17 protein-coding genes, 1 tRNA gene and 1 riboswitch are annotated in these 20,875 nt (G+C 73.7%); of the genes, 7 read left to right on the forward strand and 11 right to left on the reverse strand.

Features of this window, described 5'->3' with window-relative positions; translation table 11 throughout:
* Positions 1 to 20: 20 nt before the first annotated feature.
* The gene (locus VK501_RS12065; protein ID WP_324337666.1) at positions 21 to 1,523 is read left to right on the forward strand and encodes an exopolysaccharide biosynthesis polyprenyl glycosylphosphotransferase; all 1,503 of its coding nucleotides are present in this window, start codon (positions 21 to 23) and stop codon (positions 1,521 to 1,523) included.
* Here the strand turns inward: VK501_RS12065 and VK501_RS12070 are convergent.
* Together VK501_RS12070 and VK501_RS12075 are read right to left on the reverse strand one after the other, a co-directional pair.
* The gene (locus VK501_RS12070) at positions 1,507 to 2,787 is read right to left on the reverse strand and encodes a glycosyltransferase (protein WP_324337667.1); all 1,281 of its coding nucleotides are present in this window, start codon (positions 2,785 to 2,787) and stop codon (positions 1,507 to 1,509) included. The genes VK501_RS12065 and VK501_RS12070 overlap by 17 nt on opposite strands.
* A gap of 49 nt (positions 2,788 to 2,836) precedes the next feature.
* Positions 2,837 to 2,962: a hypothetical protein gene (locus tag VK501_RS12075; RefSeq protein ID WP_324337668.1), complete on the reverse strand. Its 126-nt coding sequence runs from the start codon at positions 2,960 to 2,962 to the stop codon at positions 2,837 to 2,839.
* On the opposite strand from VK501_RS12075, the gene VK501_RS12080 reads away from it, so the two are divergent.
* Positions 2,961 to 3,404: a universal stress protein gene (locus tag VK501_RS12080; RefSeq protein WP_324337669.1), complete on the forward strand. Its 444-nt coding sequence runs from the start codon at positions 2,961 to 2,963 to the stop codon at positions 3,402 to 3,404. The two genes, VK501_RS12075 and VK501_RS12080, sit on opposite strands and share 2 nt — an antisense overlap.
* Before the next feature lie 5 nt (positions 3,405 to 3,409).
* Complete coding sequence (locus tag VK501_RS12085; RefSeq protein ID WP_324337670.1) at positions 3,410 to 5,206, forward strand: hypothetical protein; 1,797 nt, start codon at positions 3,410 to 3,412, stop codon at positions 5,204 to 5,206.
* Here the strand turns inward: VK501_RS12085 and VK501_RS12090 are convergent.
* From VK501_RS12090 to VK501_RS12115, 6 genes are read right to left on the reverse strand one after another with little or no spacing between them, the layout of a single operon-like run.
* Positions 5,196 to 6,656, reverse strand: coding sequence for an oligosaccharide flippase family protein (locus VK501_RS12090; RefSeq protein ID WP_324337671.1), 1,461 nt, complete (start codon positions 6,654 to 6,656; stop codon positions 5,196 to 5,198). The genes VK501_RS12085 and VK501_RS12090 overlap by 11 nt on opposite strands.
* 14 nt (positions 6,657 to 6,670) lie before the next feature.
* Positions 6,671 to 8,302 (reverse strand): polysaccharide deacetylase family protein, encoded by a 1,632-nt coding sequence (locus tag VK501_RS12095; protein ID WP_324337672.1) that lies wholly within the window; start codon positions 8,300 to 8,302, stop codon positions 6,671 to 6,673.
* Positions 8,299 to 9,249, reverse strand: coding sequence for a glycosyltransferase (locus VK501_RS12100; RefSeq protein WP_324337673.1), 951 nt, complete (start codon positions 9,247 to 9,249; stop codon positions 8,299 to 8,301). Before VK501_RS12100 ends, VK501_RS12095 begins: the two co-directional genes overlap by 4 nt.
* A gap of 10 nt (positions 9,250 to 9,259) precedes the next feature.
* A complete protein-coding gene (locus VK501_RS12105) occupies positions 9,260 to 10,729 on the reverse strand; it encodes a Wzz/FepE/Etk N-terminal domain-containing protein (RefSeq protein ID WP_324337674.1) in 1,470 nt (489 codons plus the stop codon).
* A complete protein-coding gene (locus VK501_RS12110; protein WP_324337675.1) occupies positions 10,726 to 12,162 on the reverse strand; it encodes an O-antigen ligase family protein in 1,437 nt (478 codons plus the stop codon). The genes VK501_RS12105 and VK501_RS12110 overlap by 4 nt, the downstream gene beginning before the upstream one ends.
* 2 nt (positions 12,163 to 12,164) lie before the next feature.
* Positions 12,165 to 13,340: a glycosyltransferase family 4 protein gene (locus VK501_RS12115; RefSeq protein WP_324337676.1), complete on the reverse strand. Its 1,176-nt coding sequence runs from the start codon at positions 13,338 to 13,340 to the stop codon at positions 12,165 to 12,167.
* Between the two features lie 182 nt (positions 13,341 to 13,522).
* Positions 13,523 to 13,597: riboswitch (cyclic di-GMP riboswitch) on the forward strand.
* A gap of 8 nt (positions 13,598 to 13,605) precedes the next feature.
* Here VK501_RS12115 and VK501_RS12120 point away from each other — a divergent pair.
* A complete protein-coding gene (locus VK501_RS12120) occupies positions 13,606 to 14,901 on the forward strand; it encodes a hypothetical protein (RefSeq protein WP_324337677.1) in 1,296 nt (431 codons plus the stop codon).
* An 80-nt stretch (positions 14,902 to 14,981) separates the two neighbouring features.
* Positions 14,982 to 16,277: a hypothetical protein gene (locus VK501_RS12125; RefSeq protein WP_324337678.1), complete on the forward strand. Its 1,296-nt coding sequence runs from the start codon at positions 14,982 to 14,984 to the stop codon at positions 16,275 to 16,277.
* Between the two features lie 96 nt (positions 16,278 to 16,373).
* Here the strand turns inward: VK501_RS12125 and VK501_RS12130 are convergent, their stop codons facing one another.
* Positions 16,374 to 17,075 (reverse strand): tyrosine-protein phosphatase, encoded by a 702-nt coding sequence (locus VK501_RS12130; RefSeq protein ID WP_324337679.1) that lies wholly within the window; start codon positions 17,073 to 17,075, stop codon positions 16,374 to 16,376.
* Complete coding sequence (locus tag VK501_RS12135) at positions 17,075 to 18,403, reverse strand: S8 family serine peptidase (RefSeq protein WP_324337680.1); 1,329 nt, start codon at positions 18,401 to 18,403, stop codon at positions 17,075 to 17,077. The genes VK501_RS12130 and VK501_RS12135 overlap by 1 nt, the downstream gene beginning before the upstream one ends.
* Before the next feature lie 56 nt (positions 18,404 to 18,459).
* Between VK501_RS12135 and tadA the strand changes: the two genes are divergently transcribed.
* Together tadA and VK501_RS12145 are read left to right on the forward strand one after the other, a co-directional pair.
* Positions 18,460 to 18,915 carry a tRNA adenosine(34) deaminase TadA gene (tadA, locus tag VK501_RS12140; protein WP_324337681.1) on the forward strand — a complete coding sequence of 152 codons (456 nt, stop codon included), beginning with the start codon at positions 18,460 to 18,462 and terminating at the stop codon, positions 18,913 to 18,915.
* Positions 18,916 to 18,936: 21 nt separating this feature from the next.
* Positions 18,937 to 19,024, forward strand: a tRNA-Ser gene (locus tag VK501_RS12145).
* A gap of 143 nt (positions 19,025 to 19,167) precedes the next feature.
* Here VK501_RS12145 and VK501_RS12150 read toward each other — a convergent pair.
* On the reverse strand, positions 19,168 to 20,790 hold the full coding sequence (locus VK501_RS12150) for a hypothetical protein (protein ID WP_324337682.1): 1,623 nt from the start codon (positions 20,788 to 20,790) through the stop codon (positions 19,168 to 19,170).
* Positions 20,791 to 20,875 lie beyond the last annotated feature (85 nt).

Genomic DNA, 20,875 nt, shown 5'->3' on the forward strand with positions numbered 1-20,875 from the left:
AGGAGTAGTCGGAAACCGCTGTGAATCGCGTCGAGCTCACCTCCCAGGCCGCCGAGGCCGTGCCGCTGCACGCGCCGGTCACCGGCGTGCCCGCCGCGCCCGCGCCCGCCCCGCTGCTGGCGCCCGCTCGCGACGCGGCCATCCTGCGCCGGCTGCTGGAGTCGGGCGCCGTCCGGCCCGCCCTGGATGTGGTCGGCCTCGTCCTCGCCCTCGTGCTGGCGCTGCGCTGGCCCAACGAGCCCGTCAGCTTCGGCGACGGCTGGCCGATGCTGCTGTTCCCGCCGCTCGTGATGCTGCTGCTGCTGGTGCGCGGCATGTACGAACGGCGTCTGCGCCCCACCATCCTCGATGGCGTCGTGCCGATCGCCGGCGCGATCTCGATCGCCGCGATGGCGGTCGTGGTGGTCGAGGCCTACCTCGTGGAGTCGCAGTTCGAGCCGTCCGTCACCGCGCACCTGTGGGCGGCCGCGATGGTCACGGTCGGCGGCGCGCGCGCGACCCTGCTCGGCGTCCAGCGTGTCGCCCGCGAACGCGGCCTCGACGGCCGGCCGACGCTCATCGTCGGCGCGGGCGCCGTCGGCACGCGCCTGGCGCGGCGCCTGGAAGCGCAGCCCGAGTACGGACTCGCGCCGGTCGGCTTCCTCGATGCCAACCCGCTTGCGATGGAGGACCTCCCTGGCGTCCCGGTCCTCGGCACGCCGGACGACCTCGACTGGATCGCCCAGCTGACGGGCGCCGAGCATGTCGTGATCGCGTTCTCCTCCGAGCCCGACGAGCGGCTGGTCGAGCTCGTCCGCCGCTGCGAGGCGCTGCGGCTGGAGGTCTCGCTCGTCCCGCGGCTGTTCGAGTCGCTCAACCATCGCGCGACCTACGAGCCGCTGGGCGGCACGCCGCTGGTCGGCCTGCGCAGCGTGAACCCCAAGGGCTGGCAGTTCGCGATCAAGCACGTCATCGACCGTCTTGCCGCGGCGCTGCTCATCCTCATCTTCTCGCCGCTCATGGCGGCCATCGCGCTCGCGGTGCGCGTGAGCTCGCCGGGGCCGATCGTGTTCCGGCAGCGCCGCGTCGGGCGCGACGGCACGGTCTTCGACCTCTACAAGTTCCGCTCCATGCGCATGACCGCTCCGGCCGACCACCGCTTCCGGCCCGGCCGGGGCAGCGCGCCCGGCGGGGTCGAGGGCGCCGACCGCCGGACGCTCATCGGCCGGCTGCTGCGCCGCACGTCGCTCGACGAGCTGCCGCAGTTCTTCAACGTCCTGCGCGGGGAGATGAGCCTCGTCGGGCCGCGGCCCGAGCGCCCGGAGTTCGTCGACCTCTTCGAGAGCGACATCCGGCGCTACGGCGACCGGCACCGGGTCAAGTCCGGCGTGACCGGCTGGGCGCAGGTCCACGGCCTTCGCGGCCAGACGTCCCTGACCGACCGCGTCGAGTGGGACAACTACTACATCGAGCACTGGTCGCTCGGCCTGGACGCCAAGATCCTGGCGCTGACGGCGCTGGCCGTCTTCAGGTCGGCTGAGTAGCGTCCGGCGCTCCCGCGCCGTGCGTCGCGCGGGCGAGCGTCCGCTCCCAGCGCGCCGCCAGCACGTCGGGCGCGAAGCCGGCGATCGCCAGCGAGCGGGCCGCGGCCCCGATGCGGGCCGCCTCGGCGGCGTCCTGCGCGAGGCGGACCAGTCCGGCGACGAGCGCCTGGGGCGTGTCGCCGAGGAGGCAGTGCTCGCCGTCGACCGCACCGGTCCCGTCGATCCCCAGGCGCGTGCTGACGACCGGCAGGCCGGCCGCCATCGCCTCGACGACCTTGGTCTTCACGCCCGTGCCGGAGCGGATGGGTGCGACGAACGCGCGATGGGCGCGCTGCTCGGCGGCGAGATCGTCCACGTAGCCGCGCAGGACGAGGCCGGGGCGGTCGTGGCCCCCGAGCTCCGCTGCGACGTCGGCTGGGCAGTGACCGACCACGTGGAGCTCGAAGTCGGGCAGCGCGGCGCGGGCCACGGGGAGGACCGCGTCGGCGAACCATGCGACGGCCTCGAAGTTGGGGTGGTAGTCCAGGCCGCCCACGAACAGGGCCGACGCGCACGGCTGCGCGGCGACGTCGGCGGGCTCGGTCGGGATCGGGACCGACATCGGAAGGCAGTCGACCGGGACGCCGGCGCGGCGCTGCAGCTCGGCGGCCTCGGGTGCGCCGACCAGCGACACGGCGGCCACCGAGCGAGCGACCAGCGCCTCGCGCCGGCGCAGCACGCGCGCCTCGAGGCCCAGCACGCGCCGGGCGACCGCCCCCGCCGGCGGCCGCAGCGGCCCGGGCAGCGACTCCGCGTAGTAGCCGAGCACGTTGGCGCCGCCGGAGCCGCGCCGCAGCAGCTGCGCGTAGCGGTCAGACAGCAGGTCGTCGAGGTCGGCGACGACCGGCGCGCCGGTGCCCGTCGCGATCGCGACCGTGCGGACCGTGTCGGCGACGACCACGTCGATCCCATGCTCGGCGACGTAGGACCGCGCCGCGGCGCGGGTGTCCGGTGCGTCGTAGAGGCACTCGTTGAGCGACGCGCGGCCGGTGGTGAAGCGGGTCGCGGCGCTCAGGGCCACCCGGGCCAGGCCGGGCGGCGGGTGTCGCACGATCGGGACGCCGGTGAAGACGTCGGGCCGCCGCTCGTCGAGCTCCTTGGCGAACGCGAGGACGTGCACCTCGTGCCCGAGCGTCCGCATCGAGGCGACGGCGGTCGCCAGCACCTGCTTTCGCCCCGCCCGCCGTCCGCCGGGATCGCGCGCGGCGATGAGAAGGACCCTCACGGGCCGCATCTTGGCGCAAGCGCGGCGCGGGGGGCATCGCGCCCGCCGCCTAGGATGCGGGTGTGTCCCCCTTCTGGATCTGGATGCAGGCCATCATCGTGTTGTGCGTGATCGCGAGCATCGTCATCGCGACGATCAAGCTCGTATGAGCGGCGGCACCTAGAATCCTGTCCATGTTCGGGACGATCGTGGTGGGCACCGACGGCTCCGAGACCGCGGGGACGGCCGTCGCACACGCGATCGAGCTCGCGGTGTCACTGCGCTCGCGGCTGCTGATCGTGTCCGCGTTCGGCCCGGTGTCGGGAGCGCGCCTGCGGGAGGAGTCGACGCAGGTGCCGGCCGACCTGCAGTGGATGGTCAACCCCCGCGAGGACGTCGACGCGACGCTCACGACCGCCGCGGAGGACGCCGAGGCGCAGGGCGTCGAGGTGCAGTCGTTCGCGCGGCAGGGCGATCCCGCCGACGCGATCCTCGACGTCGCCGAGGAGCAGGGCGCCGACCTCATCGTCGTCGGCAACAAGGGCATGACGGGCGCCAAGCGCTTCCTGCTCGGCTCGGTGCCCAACAAGGTCAGCCACCACGCCCCCTGCAGTGTCCTGATCGTCCGGACGACCTAGCGGCCGTGGCTGCCCCGACGCCGGCCCGCGCGTTCTACCTCCAGGCGGCCGGCGCGTCCATCTTCACGCGCTTCGACGCGGCCGGCCCCGGCAGCCCGATCACGGATCGGGCCGTCCTGCTCGTGCCGCCGTTCGGCTGGGACGAGGTCTGCTCCTACCGTCCTCGATGGGCGTGGGCGCGACATCTCGCGCAGCGGGGGATCCCCGTCGCGCGCCTCGACCTCCCCGGCGGAGGCGACAGCGACGGCACGCCGTCGGATCCGGGGCGCGTGGAGGCGTGGACTGCGGCGATCGACGTGGCCGCCCGCTGGCTGGCCGCCGAGACCGGCCCCCGGACGCGGATCACGCTCGTCGGGCTGGGGCTCGGGGGCCTGCTTGGATGGCGCGCGGCAGCCGGCGGCGCGCCGGTCGACGACCTCGTCCTGTGGGGCGCCCCGGGGCGCGGCAAGGCGGTGGTGCGCGAGATCAAGGCCTTCTCGCGCCTCGAGCGCTCCAAGCTCCAGGAGCTCAATCCGGGGCGGGAGCTGCCGGCCGACGACGCCGGCGCCATGACCGCCGGCGGGTGGGTCCTCGCACCCGAGACGATCGCCGCGCTCGGAGCGGTCGACACCGCTGAGCTGCCGCTGCCCGCAGCGGCCGGCGGCCGGCGCGTGCTCCTCCTCGGGCGCGACGCCTCGGCGCCCGACGCGCACCTGACCGACGCCGCACGGGCCACCGGCGCCGAGGTCACCACGGCCGTCGGCGACGGGTGGGGCGACATGCTCGACGAGCCGGGGCGCTCGCGCGCGCCGTGGGCGTCCATCCCCGAGATCGACGCCTGGCTGGACGCTGCGCCGGCCGGGCCCGCGGGCCCGCGCGCCGACGCCGTGGCGCCCGCCGCCGCGCCCGCTGCGCTCTTCGACGGCGGGGCCGTGCGCGAACGGCCGCTGCATCTCGACGGCGCCGACGGCGTGCTCGCCGAGCCGGCCGTGCCACCCGCCGGCGGCCCGCCGCCGTTCATGCTCGTCCTCCTCAACGCCGGCTCGGTCCGGCGCATCGGCCCGAACCGCATGTGGGTGGAGCTCGCCCGTCGCTGGGCGGCGCGCGGCGTGCCGTCGGTCCGCCTCGACCTCGCCGGCATCGGGGAGGCCGAAGGGACCGAGAGCATGCGGGGCCAGGACGCGCGCTATTACGAGGACGGCTTCGTCGAGCAGCTCAGCACGATCCTCGACGATCTGCAGGAGCACGTGGAGACGCCGCGCTTCGCCCCGGTCGGGCTCTGCTCCGGCGCGTACTGGGCGCTGCACGCCGCCGCCGGCGACGCACGCGTCGACACGACCTACGCGCTGAACGCCCGGGCGCTCGTGTGGGACACCGCGCTGGTCACCGAGCGCGACAGCCGCAAGGTCGGCTACCTCACCCGCGCCTCGACCTACCGCCGGGTCCTGCGCGGGGACATCCCGCTGAGCCGTGGGGTGGAGATCGCCCGCGCCCTGATGCTGCAGGCCCGGGCCAGGATCGGCGGGGCGGCGCCCGCGCCCTCCGCCGACCCGGTCGACGCGCTCCTGGACCGCCTGCGCGACGCGGGCAAGGAGCCCTACCTCCTGTTCACCGGCGGCGAGCCCGTCCACGAGGAGCTCGCTCGCACCGGCCGGCTCGCGGCCCGCTCCGAGCGGTGGCCGAACCTGCGCATCGACGAGCTCACCGAGTTCCGCGACGTCCACACGTTCCAGCCCGTCGCGCTGCAGCGTCGTGCGCACGCGCTCCTCGACGCCGCGATCGAGCGCGACCTCCAGCGCGCGCGCGATCCACTCAGCGGGTAGCCGCCGGCGCCCCGCGGCCGGCCACCCGCGCCACCTGGCGCACGGCCGTGGCCAGCAGCTCGCGGTCGACCACGACCAACCCCACCAGGAACGCGCCGAGCCCGGCGGCGAGCGCCAGCGCCAGCGCGACGAACGCGCCCTGGCCGGCCAGCGCGTCGGCCACGACGCGCGTGACCGCCCAGTCGACCGCCCCGCACAGCGCGACGCCGCGCAGGGCCGACCACAGGTCCCGCGGCGACACGGCGGCGTGCCGCTGCACGAGCACGGTGAGGATCGAGAACGAGATCAGCGTGTCGGCCAGCGGCACGCACGCGACCAGACGCAGGTCGCGCGACTGGACGGCGACCACGAGCCCCACGATCAGCGGCACGAGCACGACGACCGACACCCAGCCGACGGCGCCCGCGCGGCCCAGCGAGTTCAACAGCCAGCTCAGCGTCGACTCCACCGGCCGCACCGCGGCCCAGAGCCCGACGACGGCCAGGACCCCCGCCATCGGCGCCCAGTCGGGCCCGAAGAACAGCGCCGTGAACGGCGCACCGGCCGCGCTGAGCAGGACGCCGAACGGCACGGTCGCCAGGGCCACGATCCGGATCACGGTGAGGAAGGCCGGGCGCACGTCGTCGTCGGCGGCGCGACTGCGCGCGAAGGCCGGGAACGTCACGCGCGCGATCGGGTCGGCGATCGCCGAGTACGTCAGGTCGCCGAAGCGGAAGGCCATGGAGTAGTAGCCGATCGCCGTGGCACCGAAGGAGCGGCCGACCGCCACGGTGTCCACGTTCTGGCGGATGAACACCGTCACGCCCTGCGTGAAGAACCCACGGCCGGTCCCGAAGACCGTGCGGGCGACCTCCCGGTCCCACGACGGCGCGACCCGGTAGGGCGCCAGCGCGACCAGCACGATCGCGAACAGCCCCATGGAGACGAGCTGGCCCACCACGAGGCTCCAGACGCCGGCGCCGAGCGCGGCCAGGGGGATCGCGACCGCGGCGAACGACGCGGTCTGCACCGCCAGCGCCGCGAAGCGCCGCCGGAACTCCAGCTGGCTCTGCATCAGCGACTCGTAGAACGACGCGGGGCCGCCGATGAGCACGGCGACCGACAGCGCCAGCAGGACGCCGGTCAGCTCCGGCTCGTGCATGACCGACGCGGCGACGGGCGCGAGCCCCGCCGACACCGCGGTCGCGGCGACGGTGCCCAGCAGCGCCAGCGTGAGCACCGTGCCCTGCTGGCGGCGGTCGAGCTCCTGGTGGACGACGAGCGTCGCCCCGAAGCTGATCCCTCCGAACCAGAACAGGAAGTTGACGACGATCAGGCCGATCGCCATCAGGCCGAAGTCGGCCGGGTCGACGAGCCGCGCCAGGATGAGCGTGGTCAGCGTCGTGACGGTCTTGCTGACCGCGAGCCCCAGGAACGTCCACGAGACGCCGCGGACCGCCTTCTCCTCCATGCGCGCCCGCTCCCTCAGCGCCGGAGCCTGGCGCGCACGGCGCCAGACACGGCCCAGAACGTGTTGCGGATGCCCATCGGAGGACGGGCGCCGAAGACGATCGGATAGGCGAGCCGCTTGCTCGGTCGCAGCGAGGAGGCGCGCCGGTGCCGGCGGATCTCGGCGAACAGCCGCGGGTGCGTGCGCTTGAGCTCGGCGTACAGCCTGCGGTGGCGGCCGACCGAGTCGCCGAGCATGCGCGGCCCGTGCAGGCGGCGACGCACCGCGAGGACGCCGTGCCCGGCGTGCAGCGCGACGTCCCAGCGCTCGGCGAAGGTCATCCAGAGGTCCCAGTCCTCGTAGCCGACCATCCCGCCGACGTCTCGCCACGCGCCGACCGCCTCCAGCGCGTCACGGCGAAACAGCGAGCACACGGGGTAGTCGTTGCGGTAGGCGACGCGGAAGCCCTCCAGCCGCAGCGGGAGCGTCGACCGGCGGTCGCGGTCGCCGAACTCGACCACGTCGCCCCAGCTGGCGACCGCCTCGGGGACCGCGTCCAGCCGGTCGGCGAGGCGGGTGATCGCGCCCTCCACGAGCAGGTCGTCGGAGTCCAGGGGGAAGACGTACGGGGCGGTCGTGTTCGCCAGCCCCGTGCGCCGCGAGGCCGAGAGGCCCTGGTTGTGCTCGTGGCGGATCACGGTGATGCCCTCACCGCGCAGCTCGTCCAGCGCAACGGCGGTGGCGGGGTCGGTCGAGCAGTCGTCGACGACGACGACTTCCACGGGCTCGCCGGCGAGCGCCGACGCGACCGCCTCCTTGGCGAGCACGCCGTCGTTGAAGCACGGGATGATCACCGCGGCCCGCGGCGACGGCGTGGCGACCGGCGTCACCGGGGCCGGCGACGCCGTCGGGGCGTCGGGCTGCGCCGGCGACGGTCGCGTCCACGGCGCCACGTTCAACGCCACCTTGAGCGCGAAGCGACCGACGTTGTCGATGGGCGAGACGTTGATGCGCCGCCAGTTCAGCGGCGTCGACGGGGTCTTGTCGGGGCCGGGGTAGGCGGGCGGCAGCGCGGCCGCGGCCTCGTAGCCGGCGCGCCGAGCGGCCGACACGACCCGCCCGTCCACGTCGCCGTACGGATAGGCCATCGACCGGCACGCCCGTCCCGTCTCGCGCTCGACCGCCGCCCGCGACCCCTGCAGCTCGGCGTCGAGCTGCGCGTCGTCGAGCCGCGTCAGCCGCGGGTGCTCGATCGTGTGGGCGCCGATCTCCCAGCCGCGCTCGCCGAGCGCCCGGATCTCGTCCCACGGCAGGAGGTCGAGCTCCTGCTCGCACCCGGCCTCGACGAACCGCTCCATGCAGTCCCACAGCGCACGGCCCCGGTCGGGCTCGACCCAGGCGGTGGGGACGAACAGCGTCGCGGGAACCCCGAGCGGCTCGAGGATCGGCAGGGCGAGATCGCGCACCGAGGTGAACGCGTCGTCGAACGTCACCACGAACGTCTGGTCGTCGGTCGGCGCGAGGACGGCGTCGGAGAACGTCGCCGGCCGGTACCCGAGCCGCAGCAGCCCGCGCACGTGCTGCTCGAGCCGCCGCGGCGTCACCGTCATGTCGCTTCTCCAGGACTCGCTGACGGCGTGGTAGCAGAGGACGATGGGTTCTCTCATGAGGTCTGGTCCGGGAGCGGCAGCTCGGCGGTCCGCCGGATCGCGGCCTCGCGGTGGTCGATGCGCCACAGCAGCCCGGCGGCGAACCGCTGCACGCGCAGCACGCGCGCCGCGCCGAGGATCTGGATCGCGAGCAGGAGGGCGCGCCGGGGCCAGGGGCTGCGGCGCGAGCGGCGCACCAGCCAGGCCGCCGGGGCCGGGAGGCCGCGCTCGACGGCGGCCGGGTCGAAGGGTCCGAGCGCCGCGGCGTGGCCGGCGTGGATCTCGGCCATGCCGCGCCCGGAGCTGGCGGCGTCCCGGCGCCACGCGGCAGGGCTGCGCGCGTAGAGGTGGCGGCTGCGCAGCGCGCGGTCGAAGGTGCCGTGAAGGCCGGCGTCGGCGCAGATGAGGCCGAACGCCAGGTCCTCGTGGTAGCCGCCGCCGCCGTCGCGCAGGCGCGGCTCGAGCGCGAGCAGCGCATCGCGGCGCAGCGACGCATGGCCGGCCCACATGGTGTGCAGCACGCGGTCGGGCTCGGCCTCCCAACCGCGGCAGTGCTGCTCGTACGTGCGCGCGTAGATGTCGCGCGGGTAGGAGTCCGCGTCGCCGGTCGCCGGCGCGACCGGCATGTAGCCGACGACGACGAGCCCGTCGCCGGCCTCGTGGTGGCGTGCGTGGCGCTCGGCGATCCCGGGCTCCGGGACGACGTCGTCGTCGAGCAGCAGCACGACGTCGCCGGTCGCCGCGCGCGCGCCGGCCAGCCGCGCGCTCATCGCGCCGGCGTTCTCCTGGACGACCGCGCGCAGCCGCGGCTCCGCCTCGGCGCGCCGGCGGAGCATCGCGTCGGTCCCGTCGGTCGACCCGTCGTCGACCACGACGACCTCTGCGGGTGCGGTGTTCGCCAAGATCTCGTCCAGCACGGCGTCGAGCTGCGCGCGACGCTCGTGGGTCGGGATCACGACGGACACGCGCAGCCGATCAGTCGGCGTAGGAATAGCCGTACGCGCGCTGCTGTGCCTGAGACGAGTTCGTCAGCACCACGCTGTAGTTCTTGATGCCGAGGCTCGAGAGCCGCGCACGCACCGACTGGGCCTCGTCGCGCGACGTCTCGCCCTCACGGCAGACCACGATGACCTGATCGGCGACCTGCAGCAGCGGGAACGAGTCACCCGAGAGCAGCATCGGCGGCGTGTCGACGACGACGTAGTCGGCGGCGCTGCGCAGATGCGCGATCAGCTCGCCGGTCGTGCCGAGCGACAGCAGCTCGGCCGGCAGCGGATGCGGCGTGCCCGCCGGCAGCAGCTGCAGTCGCGTCTGATGGTCGTCGGCGCCGCCCGCGCCCGCGCCGACGCCCGCCAGCTGGCCGACGGGCACGTCGACCAGGATGTCCTCGACGCGGCGGTCGCCGCTGAGCACGTCGGTCAGCCCGGGGCCGGCCGGCTCGATGTCGAGCAGGCGATGCAGCGTCGGCCGGTACATGTCGGCCTCGACCGCCACGACCCAGCCGCCGGTGCGCGCGAGCGCGGCGCTGATGTGCGCCACGACCGTGCTCTTGCCGTCCTGCGGACGGGCGCTGGTGACCACGATGACGCCGCTCTCCTTGCTCGCGCCGGAGAACCGCAGCGACGCGGCGAGCAGCTGCACCGACTCGGCCACCTGGCCGGCGAGCGCCTTGGGCAGGAACGCGACCTGGCTCGGCTTGGTGCCCAGCACCGCGGGCGGCAACGGGGCGAGGACGGTCGCGCCGAACGCCTCGGCCGCCTCCTCCTCGCTGCGGATCCGGCCCGAGAGCACGTCGCGCAGGAACGCGAGCAGGACGCCCGTGACGAGGCCGAGCAGGAGCGCGAGCACCAGCGTCCGCTTGACGTGGGGCGACACCTGGTCCGGATCCGGGTGGGCCGGATCGAAGACGGTGGCGCTGACCGGCGCCGACGAGCCCGACGTGTTCGGCGGCGTGGTCGTCGTCGCACCGGCCGCGTCGGTCCGCCCGGCCTGCTGCTGATCGACGAGCCTGACGAACGTGTTGGCGATGGTCGACAGCGTCTGCGCCGCGCGGTCGGCGTCGGGGTCCTCGAAGCTGACCTGCAGCACCGACGTGTCGGGGTTGCTCGTGACCTTCAGGCGGGAGAGCAGCGCCTGGGGCGTGATGTCGAGGTTGCGCTCCTTGATCGTCTCCCGCGCGACCACGTCGCTCTGCAGCAGGTCGGTCATGGTCTGCGTGAACGGCTGCACGGCGCCGGAGGCGTCGGCGCCGAAGAGCGCGCGGCTCTGGCCGACGACGATCTTGGTGGACGCCGAGTACTGCGGCGTGGCCGTCTGCGTGTAGGCCGTCGCCGCCAGCATGGCGACCACGGTCGTGATCGCCGGGACCCACCACTGGCGTCGCAGGACGCGTACGTAGGTCTGCAGGGTGGTGCGGGAAGAACCGGTGTCGACTGCGTCGTTCATGCGATGCGCCTCCCAGGCGCGGGGGTCGTCGCGGCGATGCGCGGCAGGGTGAGAGCCAGACCCATGAGGACCCAGAGGGTCCGGTCGGTCTCGGTGGAGAGCAGGACGGAGGTCAGCGCGAAGCCGATCAGGGACACGCGAAGCGCCCGGGCGACGCCGACCAGCAGCGGGGAGCCTCGCTCCTCGGCGGTACGGCGCGCGCGCCGCAGCGCGCGGAGCGACAGGACCAGCATGGAGACGAAGAGCAGGAGGCCGAGCGGCCCGAGCTCCACGAGGGACTCCAGGTACGCGTTGTGCACGGGTTGACCGCCCGGCCGCAGCCGGTACGCGCTGAAGTCGACGCCCGGCGTCATGCGCATCAGGTCGTTGGCCTGGCTCTGGAAGCCGCCGTACCCGAGGCCGAGCCACGGATGCTGCCGGTAGCCGGTCTCGGCGGCGAGCCACAGGTTCTGCCGGCCCGAGCCGCCGTCGGCCGTGTTGAAGAGCGAGGAGGTCCGCGCCGACAGCGCGCTGTAGGAGGCGGTGAGCAGGAGCGCTCCGCCGAGGAGCATCGCCGCGATGAAGAGGCGCTTGCGGGCGCGGGTGCGGAAGAACGCCTGCGCCGGCTGGAACACGAGCATGAGCGTCAGCGCGGCGAGCGCGAGGATGCCGCCGCGCGAGAGCGAGACGAAGACGGACCCGACGGCGATGCCCACGCCCGCCAGGACGACGGCGCGCTGGACACCGGTGCGCACGTGGGAGGCCAGCACCGCGCCGATCGGGATGGCGACGATCTGCAGCGAGGCGAAGAAGTTGGCGTCGCCGCTCACGCCGACGGCGCGGCCCTGACCGCCGAGGAACTCCCCGATCGCGACGAGGCCCATCACCGCCGAGAGCAGCCAGACGGTGACCAGGACGGCGTAGATCTGGCGCTCGGTGCGGACGAGCGCGGAGATGATCACGAGGTAGATCGCCGACAGCGTCAGCGCCAGCACGGTGAACGGGGTTCCGGAGCTCAGCGTCGTGTTGAAGTCGACGGTCCACAGGGAGCTGGCGACGGCCCACAGGCTGTAGGCGACGATGCCGATCGCGAGCTTCTTGTCGAGTCCGGCGAAGCTCGCCGGGCTGCGGTGGCGGATCTGCAGGAGCAGCAGGCCGAGCGCCAGCGGTCCCGCCACGCGCGAGATGCTCACGCCGCCGATGGAGTACGCCTCGGCGAAGACGGTGACCAGCAGCGCGGCCGGCAGCCAGTCGGGACGCATGAGCAGCATCGCGCCGAGCGGCAGCAGCGCCACGCCCACGCCGGCGCTCACGCCGCCGACGCCGGCTGCCGGTCCCAGGAGCGCCCCGACGGCCGCGGCGATCACGACCCACAGCCACGGGCTGGCGAGGTCGATCGCCGGCGCCCGCAGGACACCGGGCCGCGCACGGCGGGCGAGAAGGGGAGCGGACACGGCTACGCCGGCGCCTTGGCGTCGTCAGCGGCGAGGAACGTCGTGATGCGCGCGGTCTCGCGCTCCAGCGTGTGCTGTCGGGCACGGTCGAGGCTGCCCGCGCGCAGCCGCGCGCGCAGCGCCTCGTCGGTCGCGACGCGGCGCAGCGCGTCGGCGGCCGCCCGAGCGTCGCCGGGCGCCACCAGCAGCCCTCCGTCGGCTCCGACGGCGGCGGGAACGCCGCCCACGTCCGTCGCGACGACCGGCAATCCGCTCGCCCACGCCTCGACGAGGACCTGAGGCATCCCCTCGGTCCACGAGACGTGCAGGAACATGTCCGCGTCACGGTACAACTCGCCCAGTCCAGCAGACGGTGCGACGAAGCCGCGCAGGTCCAGGTGGTCCGCGACGCCGAGCCGGGCGGCCCGGTCGCGGAGCGCCTCCAGCAGCGGGCCGTCTCCGCAGACGGTGATCGTCCAGTCCTCTCCGCCGGCGCGCAGGTCGGCCAGCACGTCGGCGAGCAGGAGCGGGTTCTTCTCGGTGTCGACGCGCCCGACCGTGAGGACGCGGACGGGTCCGTCGGCGCCGGGCGCGCCGCGCGCGGGCGCGGCGACGTCGGCGTCGCTGACCAGCGACACCCACACCTCCAGCAGCCGGTGCGCGCGCCGGTAGCGCTGCGCCAGCCCGGCGCCCACGACCACGGTCGGGGCCGTGCGCGAGACCAGGCGCCACGCGCCGTCCAGCGCGCCGGCGATCCCGGCCAGGCTCCGGCGCCCGGGATGGCGGTGGGCGATGTAGCTCACGTAGTCCATGCGCACGCCGAGGGCCAGCCGGCGGCGACGCAGGCGGGTGATCGCCGCAAAGGCCAGGCCCATGGGCGAGGGGCCGAAGAGCAGGACGGCGTCCACCTCGCCGGCGACGCGCCAGAAGGTCCGCAGCGAGCCCGGCAGCGCACGGAGCATCCCGACCGGCCGCGACAGGTCCTCCCACCAGGGCAACTCGGCGAACTCGACGGTCTCGGGCAGGTCGACGGCGCTCGCAATGGCCCCGGCGGCCGCGTCCGGATCCACCCGGCCGAGCAGCACGAGGCCGTCGACGCTCTGGCGCAGCCCGCCCAGGAAGAGCGCGAACGGCATCACGGCAGCAACCCGCCCACGGGCGCGCACGTACGGGTCATCTGAGTAGGCGGCGAGCCGCACGACCCGGATGATCGGCAGCAGGGCGGACGTCCATGAATGCCCAGAAAGTGGTGTCAGCTTCCGGACATCCCCTTCGGCCGCATCGAACAAATGTTGAGAAATCGGCGATCGACAGGCCGGATCGCCCCGAAACACCGATCAGGGTCGTGACCTGTGAGTCGCCCGCTGCCGCCGGGTGGCGCAATCGACAACGGCACACCCGCCGCGAGGCGGGGTCGCAAAGCCAGGGACCTCTCTGAGGCAGCCCGGCCACCGAAAGGCCCCCATGTTCGTTCCCCACGCTCGGCGAGCGCGCTTCGCGCTGCTCGCCCTCGTCGCGCTGCTCGGCGCGACGGCCCTCGTCGCGCTCACCTCCGGGTCTGCGCAGGCCGCCAATTCGACCACGTCCCGTGCCAAGCAGGAGCGCCTCGTCGCCAAGGTGTGCGCCACCGCCGCCCGCGTGAAGTCCAAGGCCACCAAGAAGGTCTGCAAGGACGAGCGGGCGCGCCTCGCGCGCGCCAAGAAGGCGACCAAGAAGCCGGCGGTCAAGGCCCCGGCGAAGCCGTCGGCGTCGTCGCCGAGCACCGGCTCCGGCACGGTGGCCACGACCGACCCGACGCCGATCGCCAACGTCCCCGCGACCCCGGCCGCGACGCCGGTGGCGCCGGTGACCGACGCGGCGGCGACGAGCACCCCCGCGGCGCCCGCTCCGGCGACCGACGCCTCCGCGGCTACGGTCGGAGCCGCCGTGCGGCTCTACAGCGCCTCGAGCCCGTTCAACACGAAGGTCTCCGCCTCGCCGAAGGTCGCGCCCAACTCGGCCGCGATGGTGAGCAAGTCGCTGCTGCCCTACCTCAACACCGCGAACTTCGCCAACTCCGACGATTGGGGCATCCCCATCGTCTCGGCCAAGTCCTCGGATCCGCTCCGCAGCGTCGGCGTGTTCAGCTGGGGCTACGGCGCCGACATCGACCAGCCGGCGGTGCGCATCCCCGACGGCGCCGCGCCCACCACGGGCAGCGACCATCACCTCGTGGTGCTCGACGGCGACCGCGAGCTCGACATGTGGGTCGCCGAGCAGCAGGGCGACGGTTCCTGGCTGGCGGGCGCTCGCGCCACGTCGTCGGCGTCCGGGTCCGGCATCGCCGGCGCGCTGGCCGGCAACGCCGCCGGCTTCGCGCTCGCGGCGGGCGTCGTCCGCCCCGAGGAGATCAAGGCCGGGCGCGTCGATCACGCGCTCGTCTTCACCTCGCCGTACGTCCGCAACACCTTCGTCGCGCCGGCCGTCCACGGCGACGGTCGCCAGAGCGACGTCAACGCGATGCCGATGGGCACGCACATCCAGCTGGACCCGAGCGCCGACATCAGCAAGCTGGCGCGTCCGCAGAAGATCGTCGCCCAGGCGCTGAAGGACTACGGCGCCTACCTCGTCGACTCCTCCGGCTCGCTGGCCATCCGTGGCGAGGCCTCGATCGGCCGCGCGTCCACGGGCGGGCCGTCCGACATCTGGACCCCCGTCGGTGTGACCGACACGTCGATGAAGACGATCCCGTGGAACCAGATGCGCGTCATCGCGCCGTAAGGCGACGAACCGGAGTCGGGTGCGCCATAGTGAGCGCCGTGCTCCTCCTCGACGGACCGTTCAGGAAGAGGCGGCTGAGCGTGCGGGCACCTCTCGCACTGCTCGCCGGCCTCGTGCTCGCCACGCTCGCGCCGGCGTCGGCCGGCGCCGCGCCGCTGGTCGGCACGCAGGACGGCGGCGTCCTCTCGGCCTCGGAGTCGATCTCGGCCATCAAGCGCGAGGTCGATTCCATGGCCAAGCTCCACGGCCAGGTCGCCCGCTTCGAGGTCTCCTGGGCCGCCCTCGAGCCGCACGTCCAGGGCGAGCGCGATCCCGCCGTCGTCGCGCTGATCGACGCCTACGTCGACACGGCGGCCAAGCACGGGATCAGGCCGATCCTCTACATCGACCGCACTCCGTGCTGGGCGTCCTCGGCGCCCGACGACGTGCGCCAGGGCTGCAAGGGCGTCGACGCCAACCGCTCCGAGGTCTGGCGCTACGCGCCCGCCGAGGCCGCCAGCGCCGTGCCCGTCTCCACCTTCCTGGCTCAGCGCTACGGCCCGCGGCTGGCCGCGTTCCAGCTCTGGAACGAGCCCGACCAGAGCAACCAGAAGTACTGGGCCGGCGGCGACAAGGTCCGGCGCTACGTGCGCTTCGCCAAGGCCGTGTATCCCGCCGTCAAGGCGGTCGCGCCGACCCTGCCGGTGCTCGCCGGCTCGTTCGTGGGCGCCGACGGCCGCTGGCTCACGGCGCTCTACGACGCGGGGATGAAGGGCAGCTACGACGGCCTGTCGGTCCAGTTCTACGACCTGCCGCTCTACGCGCTCAACCGCACGCGTCAGGTCCAGCTCGCCCACGGCGACACCACGCCGTTGTGGCTGACCGAGTTCGGCTACACCAGCTGCGCGGGCGTGAACGGCAAGCCGACGCAGCTGGCCGACCACCCCTGCGTCACCCGCAAGGTGCAGGCCCAGAACCTCACCGACGTCTTCGCCGCCACGGTCAACACACGGTGGCTGGCGGCCGCGGTGGTCTACGCGCTGCACGACGAGTCGACGGCCTACCAGTTCGGCGCGCTGGACCGCAGCCGCAAGCGCAAGCCGTCCTACGCCGTGCTGAGCCGCGCGGCCGCGCGCAAGAGCGGCAAGTACCGCGCGCCGGTCCTGCGGCTGCGCCGGACCGGCGGCGTCGTCCGCGCGGTCGGCTCGGCGCCGGGGATCGACATCTACACCTTGCGGGTCAAGGTCGCCGGAACGCTGCGCTTCCGGGCGGTCCTGCGCGCGGACCGCTTCAACCGCTTCTCGGTCAAGGTGCCGGCGGCGCTGGGGAGCAGTCGACTCACGGCGACGATCACGCGCCAGTGGGACGGCAGGCTCTACCACGCCAAGCGCAGCTGAGCGGGCGGCTAGGAGCCCGGGTCCCTAACCCGCCGCGGGTTTCGCCCCCTGGGCGAGTACCCGCAGCGAAACGAGCCCCCTGGGGCGAGGCTTCGCCTAGATCCCTCGGGCGAGCACCGCCTGGGGGAGCGTCTCGCACCACGCCTCGGCGTGCTTGGCCAGGCCCGCCGACTCCAGGTCGGCCAGCAGCGTCGGCGGGCGGCGCACGGCGTTGTGCGCGTCGGACGCCGCGTTGTGCACCAGGCCGCCGCGCACGAGGTCGAACGCCAGGCTGCGCGCCCGGCGCCCGAAGGCGCCCGTCAGGGCGCTGGAGGTCACCTGGACCCGCGCACCGGCCTCGACGAGCGTGCGCACCCGTCGCGGGTCGCGCTGGAACAGCGCGCAGCGCTCGGGGTGGGCGAGCACCACGCCGAAGCCCTCGTCGAGGAGCTCCTGCGCGGCGCGCTCGATCGGGAACTCGGCCGCGAGTGGCGGCTCGAGCAGGATCCAGCCCGCCCCGCCGAGCGAGAGCGCGCGCAGCTCGTCGCGGTCGAGCTCGGGCAGCTGCGCGGCGGCCACCTCGGCTCCCGGCTCCACGAGGAGCGGGATGTCGTGGTCGCGCAACGCGTCGCGGACGAGCGCCACGCGCTCGTGCATCGTCTGCGAGCTCGTCGGCATCTGCACGTTGACGTGGGGCGTGGCGATCACGCGGTCGATCCCGCCGGCCACGAGCGCCCGGGCCAGATCGACCGAGTCGTCGAGCGTGGCGGGGCCGTCGTCGACGTCCGGCAGCACGTGGCAGTGCAGGTCCGTCGGCATCAGGTGACCGGGACGGTGGGGCTCGTCGCCGCAGCCGCGTCGATCAGCCCGTAGCCGTAGCGGTGGTCGTAGCCGGGCGCGCCGAGGTCGCGGGCGGTCTTCTGCAGGCGGCGCTCGACCGCGTCGGCCGACGGGTTCGCCCCGAGGACGCCGCTGGCGATCACGAGCGCCGCGGTGGCCGAGACGTGCGGGACCGCCATCGACGTCCCCTCATAGCCCGTGGAGATGCCGAACGCCGTGTGGGTGTTGCCGACGAGCGTCACCTGGTCGATGTCGCGGCCGGAGGGGCCGGCGGGCTGGCAGCCAGGGTCGGTCAGCTCGGCGTCGGGGCCACCGCCGGGCGCGACGAGGTCCAGACCGGTGCCCTGGTTGGAGAAGCGCGACAGGCAGCCGTGCTCGGTGGTCGAGCCGACTGAGATGACGTTGGTGTTGCGCGCCGGGTAGGCGACCGAGGTGCTCGCCTCGTTGCCCGAGGCCGCGACGACCACCGCACCGCGGCTGCGCGCCTCGCGGATCGCGTCCAGCAGCTGCGGGATCTCGCGCCACCCGACGTCGGCGTCGAACTCCAGGCTCAGGTTGATGACCTTGGCCCCGTGCGCGGCGGCGAAGCGCACACCCTCGGCGATGACCAGCGCGTCGCCCTCGCCGCTGTCGTTGAGGACCTTGACCGGCATGATCCGCGCGCCGTAGGCCAGGCCGGTCAGGCCGGTGCCGTTGTTGGTGGTCTCGGCGATCGTCGACGCCACATGCGTGCCGTGGCCGTTGCGATCGTTGGCGTACGGGTCGTCGCCGATGAAGTCGTGCCCGGCGACGAACTTCGTGCCGGCGAGGTCCGGCGACGCCGGGGTCTTGCTGAAGCGGCGGTAGGCGATGCCGGTGTCGAGCACCGCGACGGTGACCCCGGCGGCGCCGGGGTGCCCGGCGGCGATGAGGTTGCCCCAGGCGTCGGGCGCGTTGACGCTGGCCGGGCCGGTGAAGTTCCACTGAAGTCTCTGCCAGTCGCCGGCCGCCGTGCCGCGCCCGGGGTCGTTGGGCACGTAGGCCTCCGCCGTGTGGGCGACGACGTTGCGGACCGCGTAGCGGACGTCGCTGCGCGTGCGGAGCCGGCGGAGCGTGGCGGCGACGTCGCGCACGTGCAGGACCTCGGGCGCGGGGGTGGTGTCACCGGCGCTCGCAGCGTGCGCGCTGGTGGGCTGGTAGCCCACGACGACCTCGCCCGGCTTCGTCGTGGCGGCGTGCGCGCCGGCCGGGAGGGCGAGGGCGGCGGTGGCGACGAGAGCCCCGGCGAGGGCGCGCAGGGGAAGGCGGTCGGGCAGGGCGGAGGGCACGGGGTCTCTGGAGGAACCCCCGCGAAGGGCGGAAGTTCCTCCATCATGACGGCTCGATGGACTCCTCGGTCGACGAGCGGTGGATGCGGGCGGCGCTGGACGAGGCGCGGGCGGCGGTCGCCCACGGCGATGTGCCGATCGGCGCGGTGGTCGTCCACGGCGGCGAGGTCGTCGGCCGGGGGCGCAACGAGCGCGAGCTGCTGGAGGACCCGACCGCGCACGCCGAGGTGCTCGCGCTGCGCGAGGCCGCCGCGGCGCTGGGCTCCTGGCGCGTGCTCGACAGCACGCTGTACGTGACGCTGGAGCCGTGCACGATGTGCGCCGGCGCGATCGTCCTCGCGCGGGTGCCGCGCGTCGTCTACGCGACGAGCGACCCGAAGGCGGGCGCGGCGGGCAGCGTCCTGGACGTCCTGGCCGAGCCGCGCCTCAACCACCGGCCCGAGGTCGTGGGCGGCGTCCTGGCCGACGAGGCCGCCGAGCTGCTGCGGTCCTTCTTCAGGGCGCGCCGCTAGGCTCTGCGCTGCTCGTGCCCTGGAGGGGTGCCGGAGTGGTTGAACGGGGCGGTCTCGAAAACCGTTGTACGGCTTCGTCGTACCGAGGGTTCGAATCCCTCCCCCTCCGCTCGGACCTGCGGCGGCGACCGGGCGCCCGCTCGGGGCGCCCGGTGCCGCAGGGCTCCGCTAGATGGGTCCCTAACCCGCCGCGGGTTTCGCCCCCTGGGCGAAGACCCGCAAGGGAACCTGGCCCTCTGGGCCAGTGTTCCCCTAGGACTTGCCCGACGACTTCTTGGTGACGCTGCCCTTGCCGTTCTTGCCGACGACGCGGAAGGCGCCGCGCATGAACGGGTGGATGCGGCAGAAGTACGTGTAGGTGCCCGCCGAGAGGTCCTTGGGGGTCTTCCACGTGTTGCGGTTGGCCGCCGGCGTGAACTTGCCGCCGAAGCCCGCGATCGGGAGGTCCGGGCCGTAGCCCAGCTCGCCCGAGTCGAACTGCACGTTGGCGTTGGCCAGCGGGTACGCGATGCCCGTCGTGGCGGTGCAGGGCGCCTTGCAGGCCGTGATCGTGTGGTACGCCGAGCCCGACGGCGTCATGGCCTTCGTCGCGTCGAGGTTGGTGAACTTGAGCGTGTTGCCGGCGCGCACGACCGGCGGGCGGCCGTTGCGGCCCGTCAGGCTGAGGTCGCCCTTGCCGTAGATGAAGCCCTTGATGTCGACGTTGGACGGCGCGGAGCCGTCGAGCATGTCGCGGGCGTCCGGCAGGCCGGAGTCGACGCGGCCGCCGTGGTTGTCGTTCTCCTTGAGGTGGCCGTGGGTGAGGTCGCCGTGCCAGTCCGGAGCCTGCGCGAACGGATCGGGCGCACCGGTCGGGTTGCCGTCGGCGTAGAACACCACCATGATGCCCATCGACTCGTACCACGAGGCCTTGCTCGTGTCGTAGGTGACGGTCGTGTTGAGCACGTCACCGGCCTTGAGTCCGACGCGCCATTCCGGCTTGGTCGCGGTCATCGAGACGTCCCACGAGACCGCGCCGGAGGGTTCGAAGTACTTGGCCTCGGAGCGAAACAGCTCCTGCGTCTTGCCGCCGCGCGTCGCCGTCAGGTCGTTGTAGAGGCCGCCCGGGTGCAGGTGGCCGGCGGTGGAGACCAAGGTGATGTCCTTGGGTGCGGTCCACTGGTGCGCGACGCCGATGTCCTTCTTCTGGGACTTGGCGGCCTGGGTCGGGAACGTGAACTTGCCCTTCGTGCCCGTGTCCTTCAGCGCGTCGAAGACCGGGTAGGGCTTGATGCCCGAGACGTCCATCCAGAGCGGCTTGACCTCGGTGATCGACTGCGCCGCGGGCTCGCTGTCGGGCACGAAGTCGATGTCGTACTTGATGTACACCGAGTCCTCGTTGGGCGTCAGGTTGTGGATCATGTAGTTCATGATCCAGCCGTCGCTCGGGTTGTAGTGGTACCCGTAGCCCGGCGGCACGTTGAAGATCGTCTTCTCCTCGCCCGCCGCGAACGTCGGGTACAGGCCGCCGTCGCGGGCGACGAGCCAGACGCCGTGGTGCAGGTGGATCACGTCGACCCGCGGCGTGTCGTGGCCGCCCTGCTGGTTGACCTTGGAGTAGACGAGGTCGGGTGCGAAGCGCGTGATGTAGCCGGGGACCGCCGGCTTCTGCGTGTTGGCGTTCGCCTCGATCGTGTTCTGGCCGGGCGTGATCTTGATCGGCCCGTACAGGTAGGACAGGTGCTGCTGGCCGGGGTAGGTGGCCGACGGCACGGTCTTGACCGCGGAGATGTGCGCTCCGGGCAGTGCTGCGGCGGAGGCCGTGCCGCAGAGGGCGGCGAAGGCGAGGAGGGCCGCCAGCGCGGTCAGGGCGCGGGCAGGCTTGGTGTGCATCATGGGACTGGGACGGGTCCTTGCAGGAGCCGGTCGCGTCGACCGGACGGTCAGCAGTGCGTGCGCGAGCGTAACGCCTTGTTGACCG

Origin of the sequence: Baekduia sp. (genome assembly GCF_035318805.1) — a bacterium.
Taxonomy (GTDB): domain Bacteria; phylum Actinomycetota; class Thermoleophilia; order Solirubrobacterales; family Solirubrobacteraceae; genus Baekduia.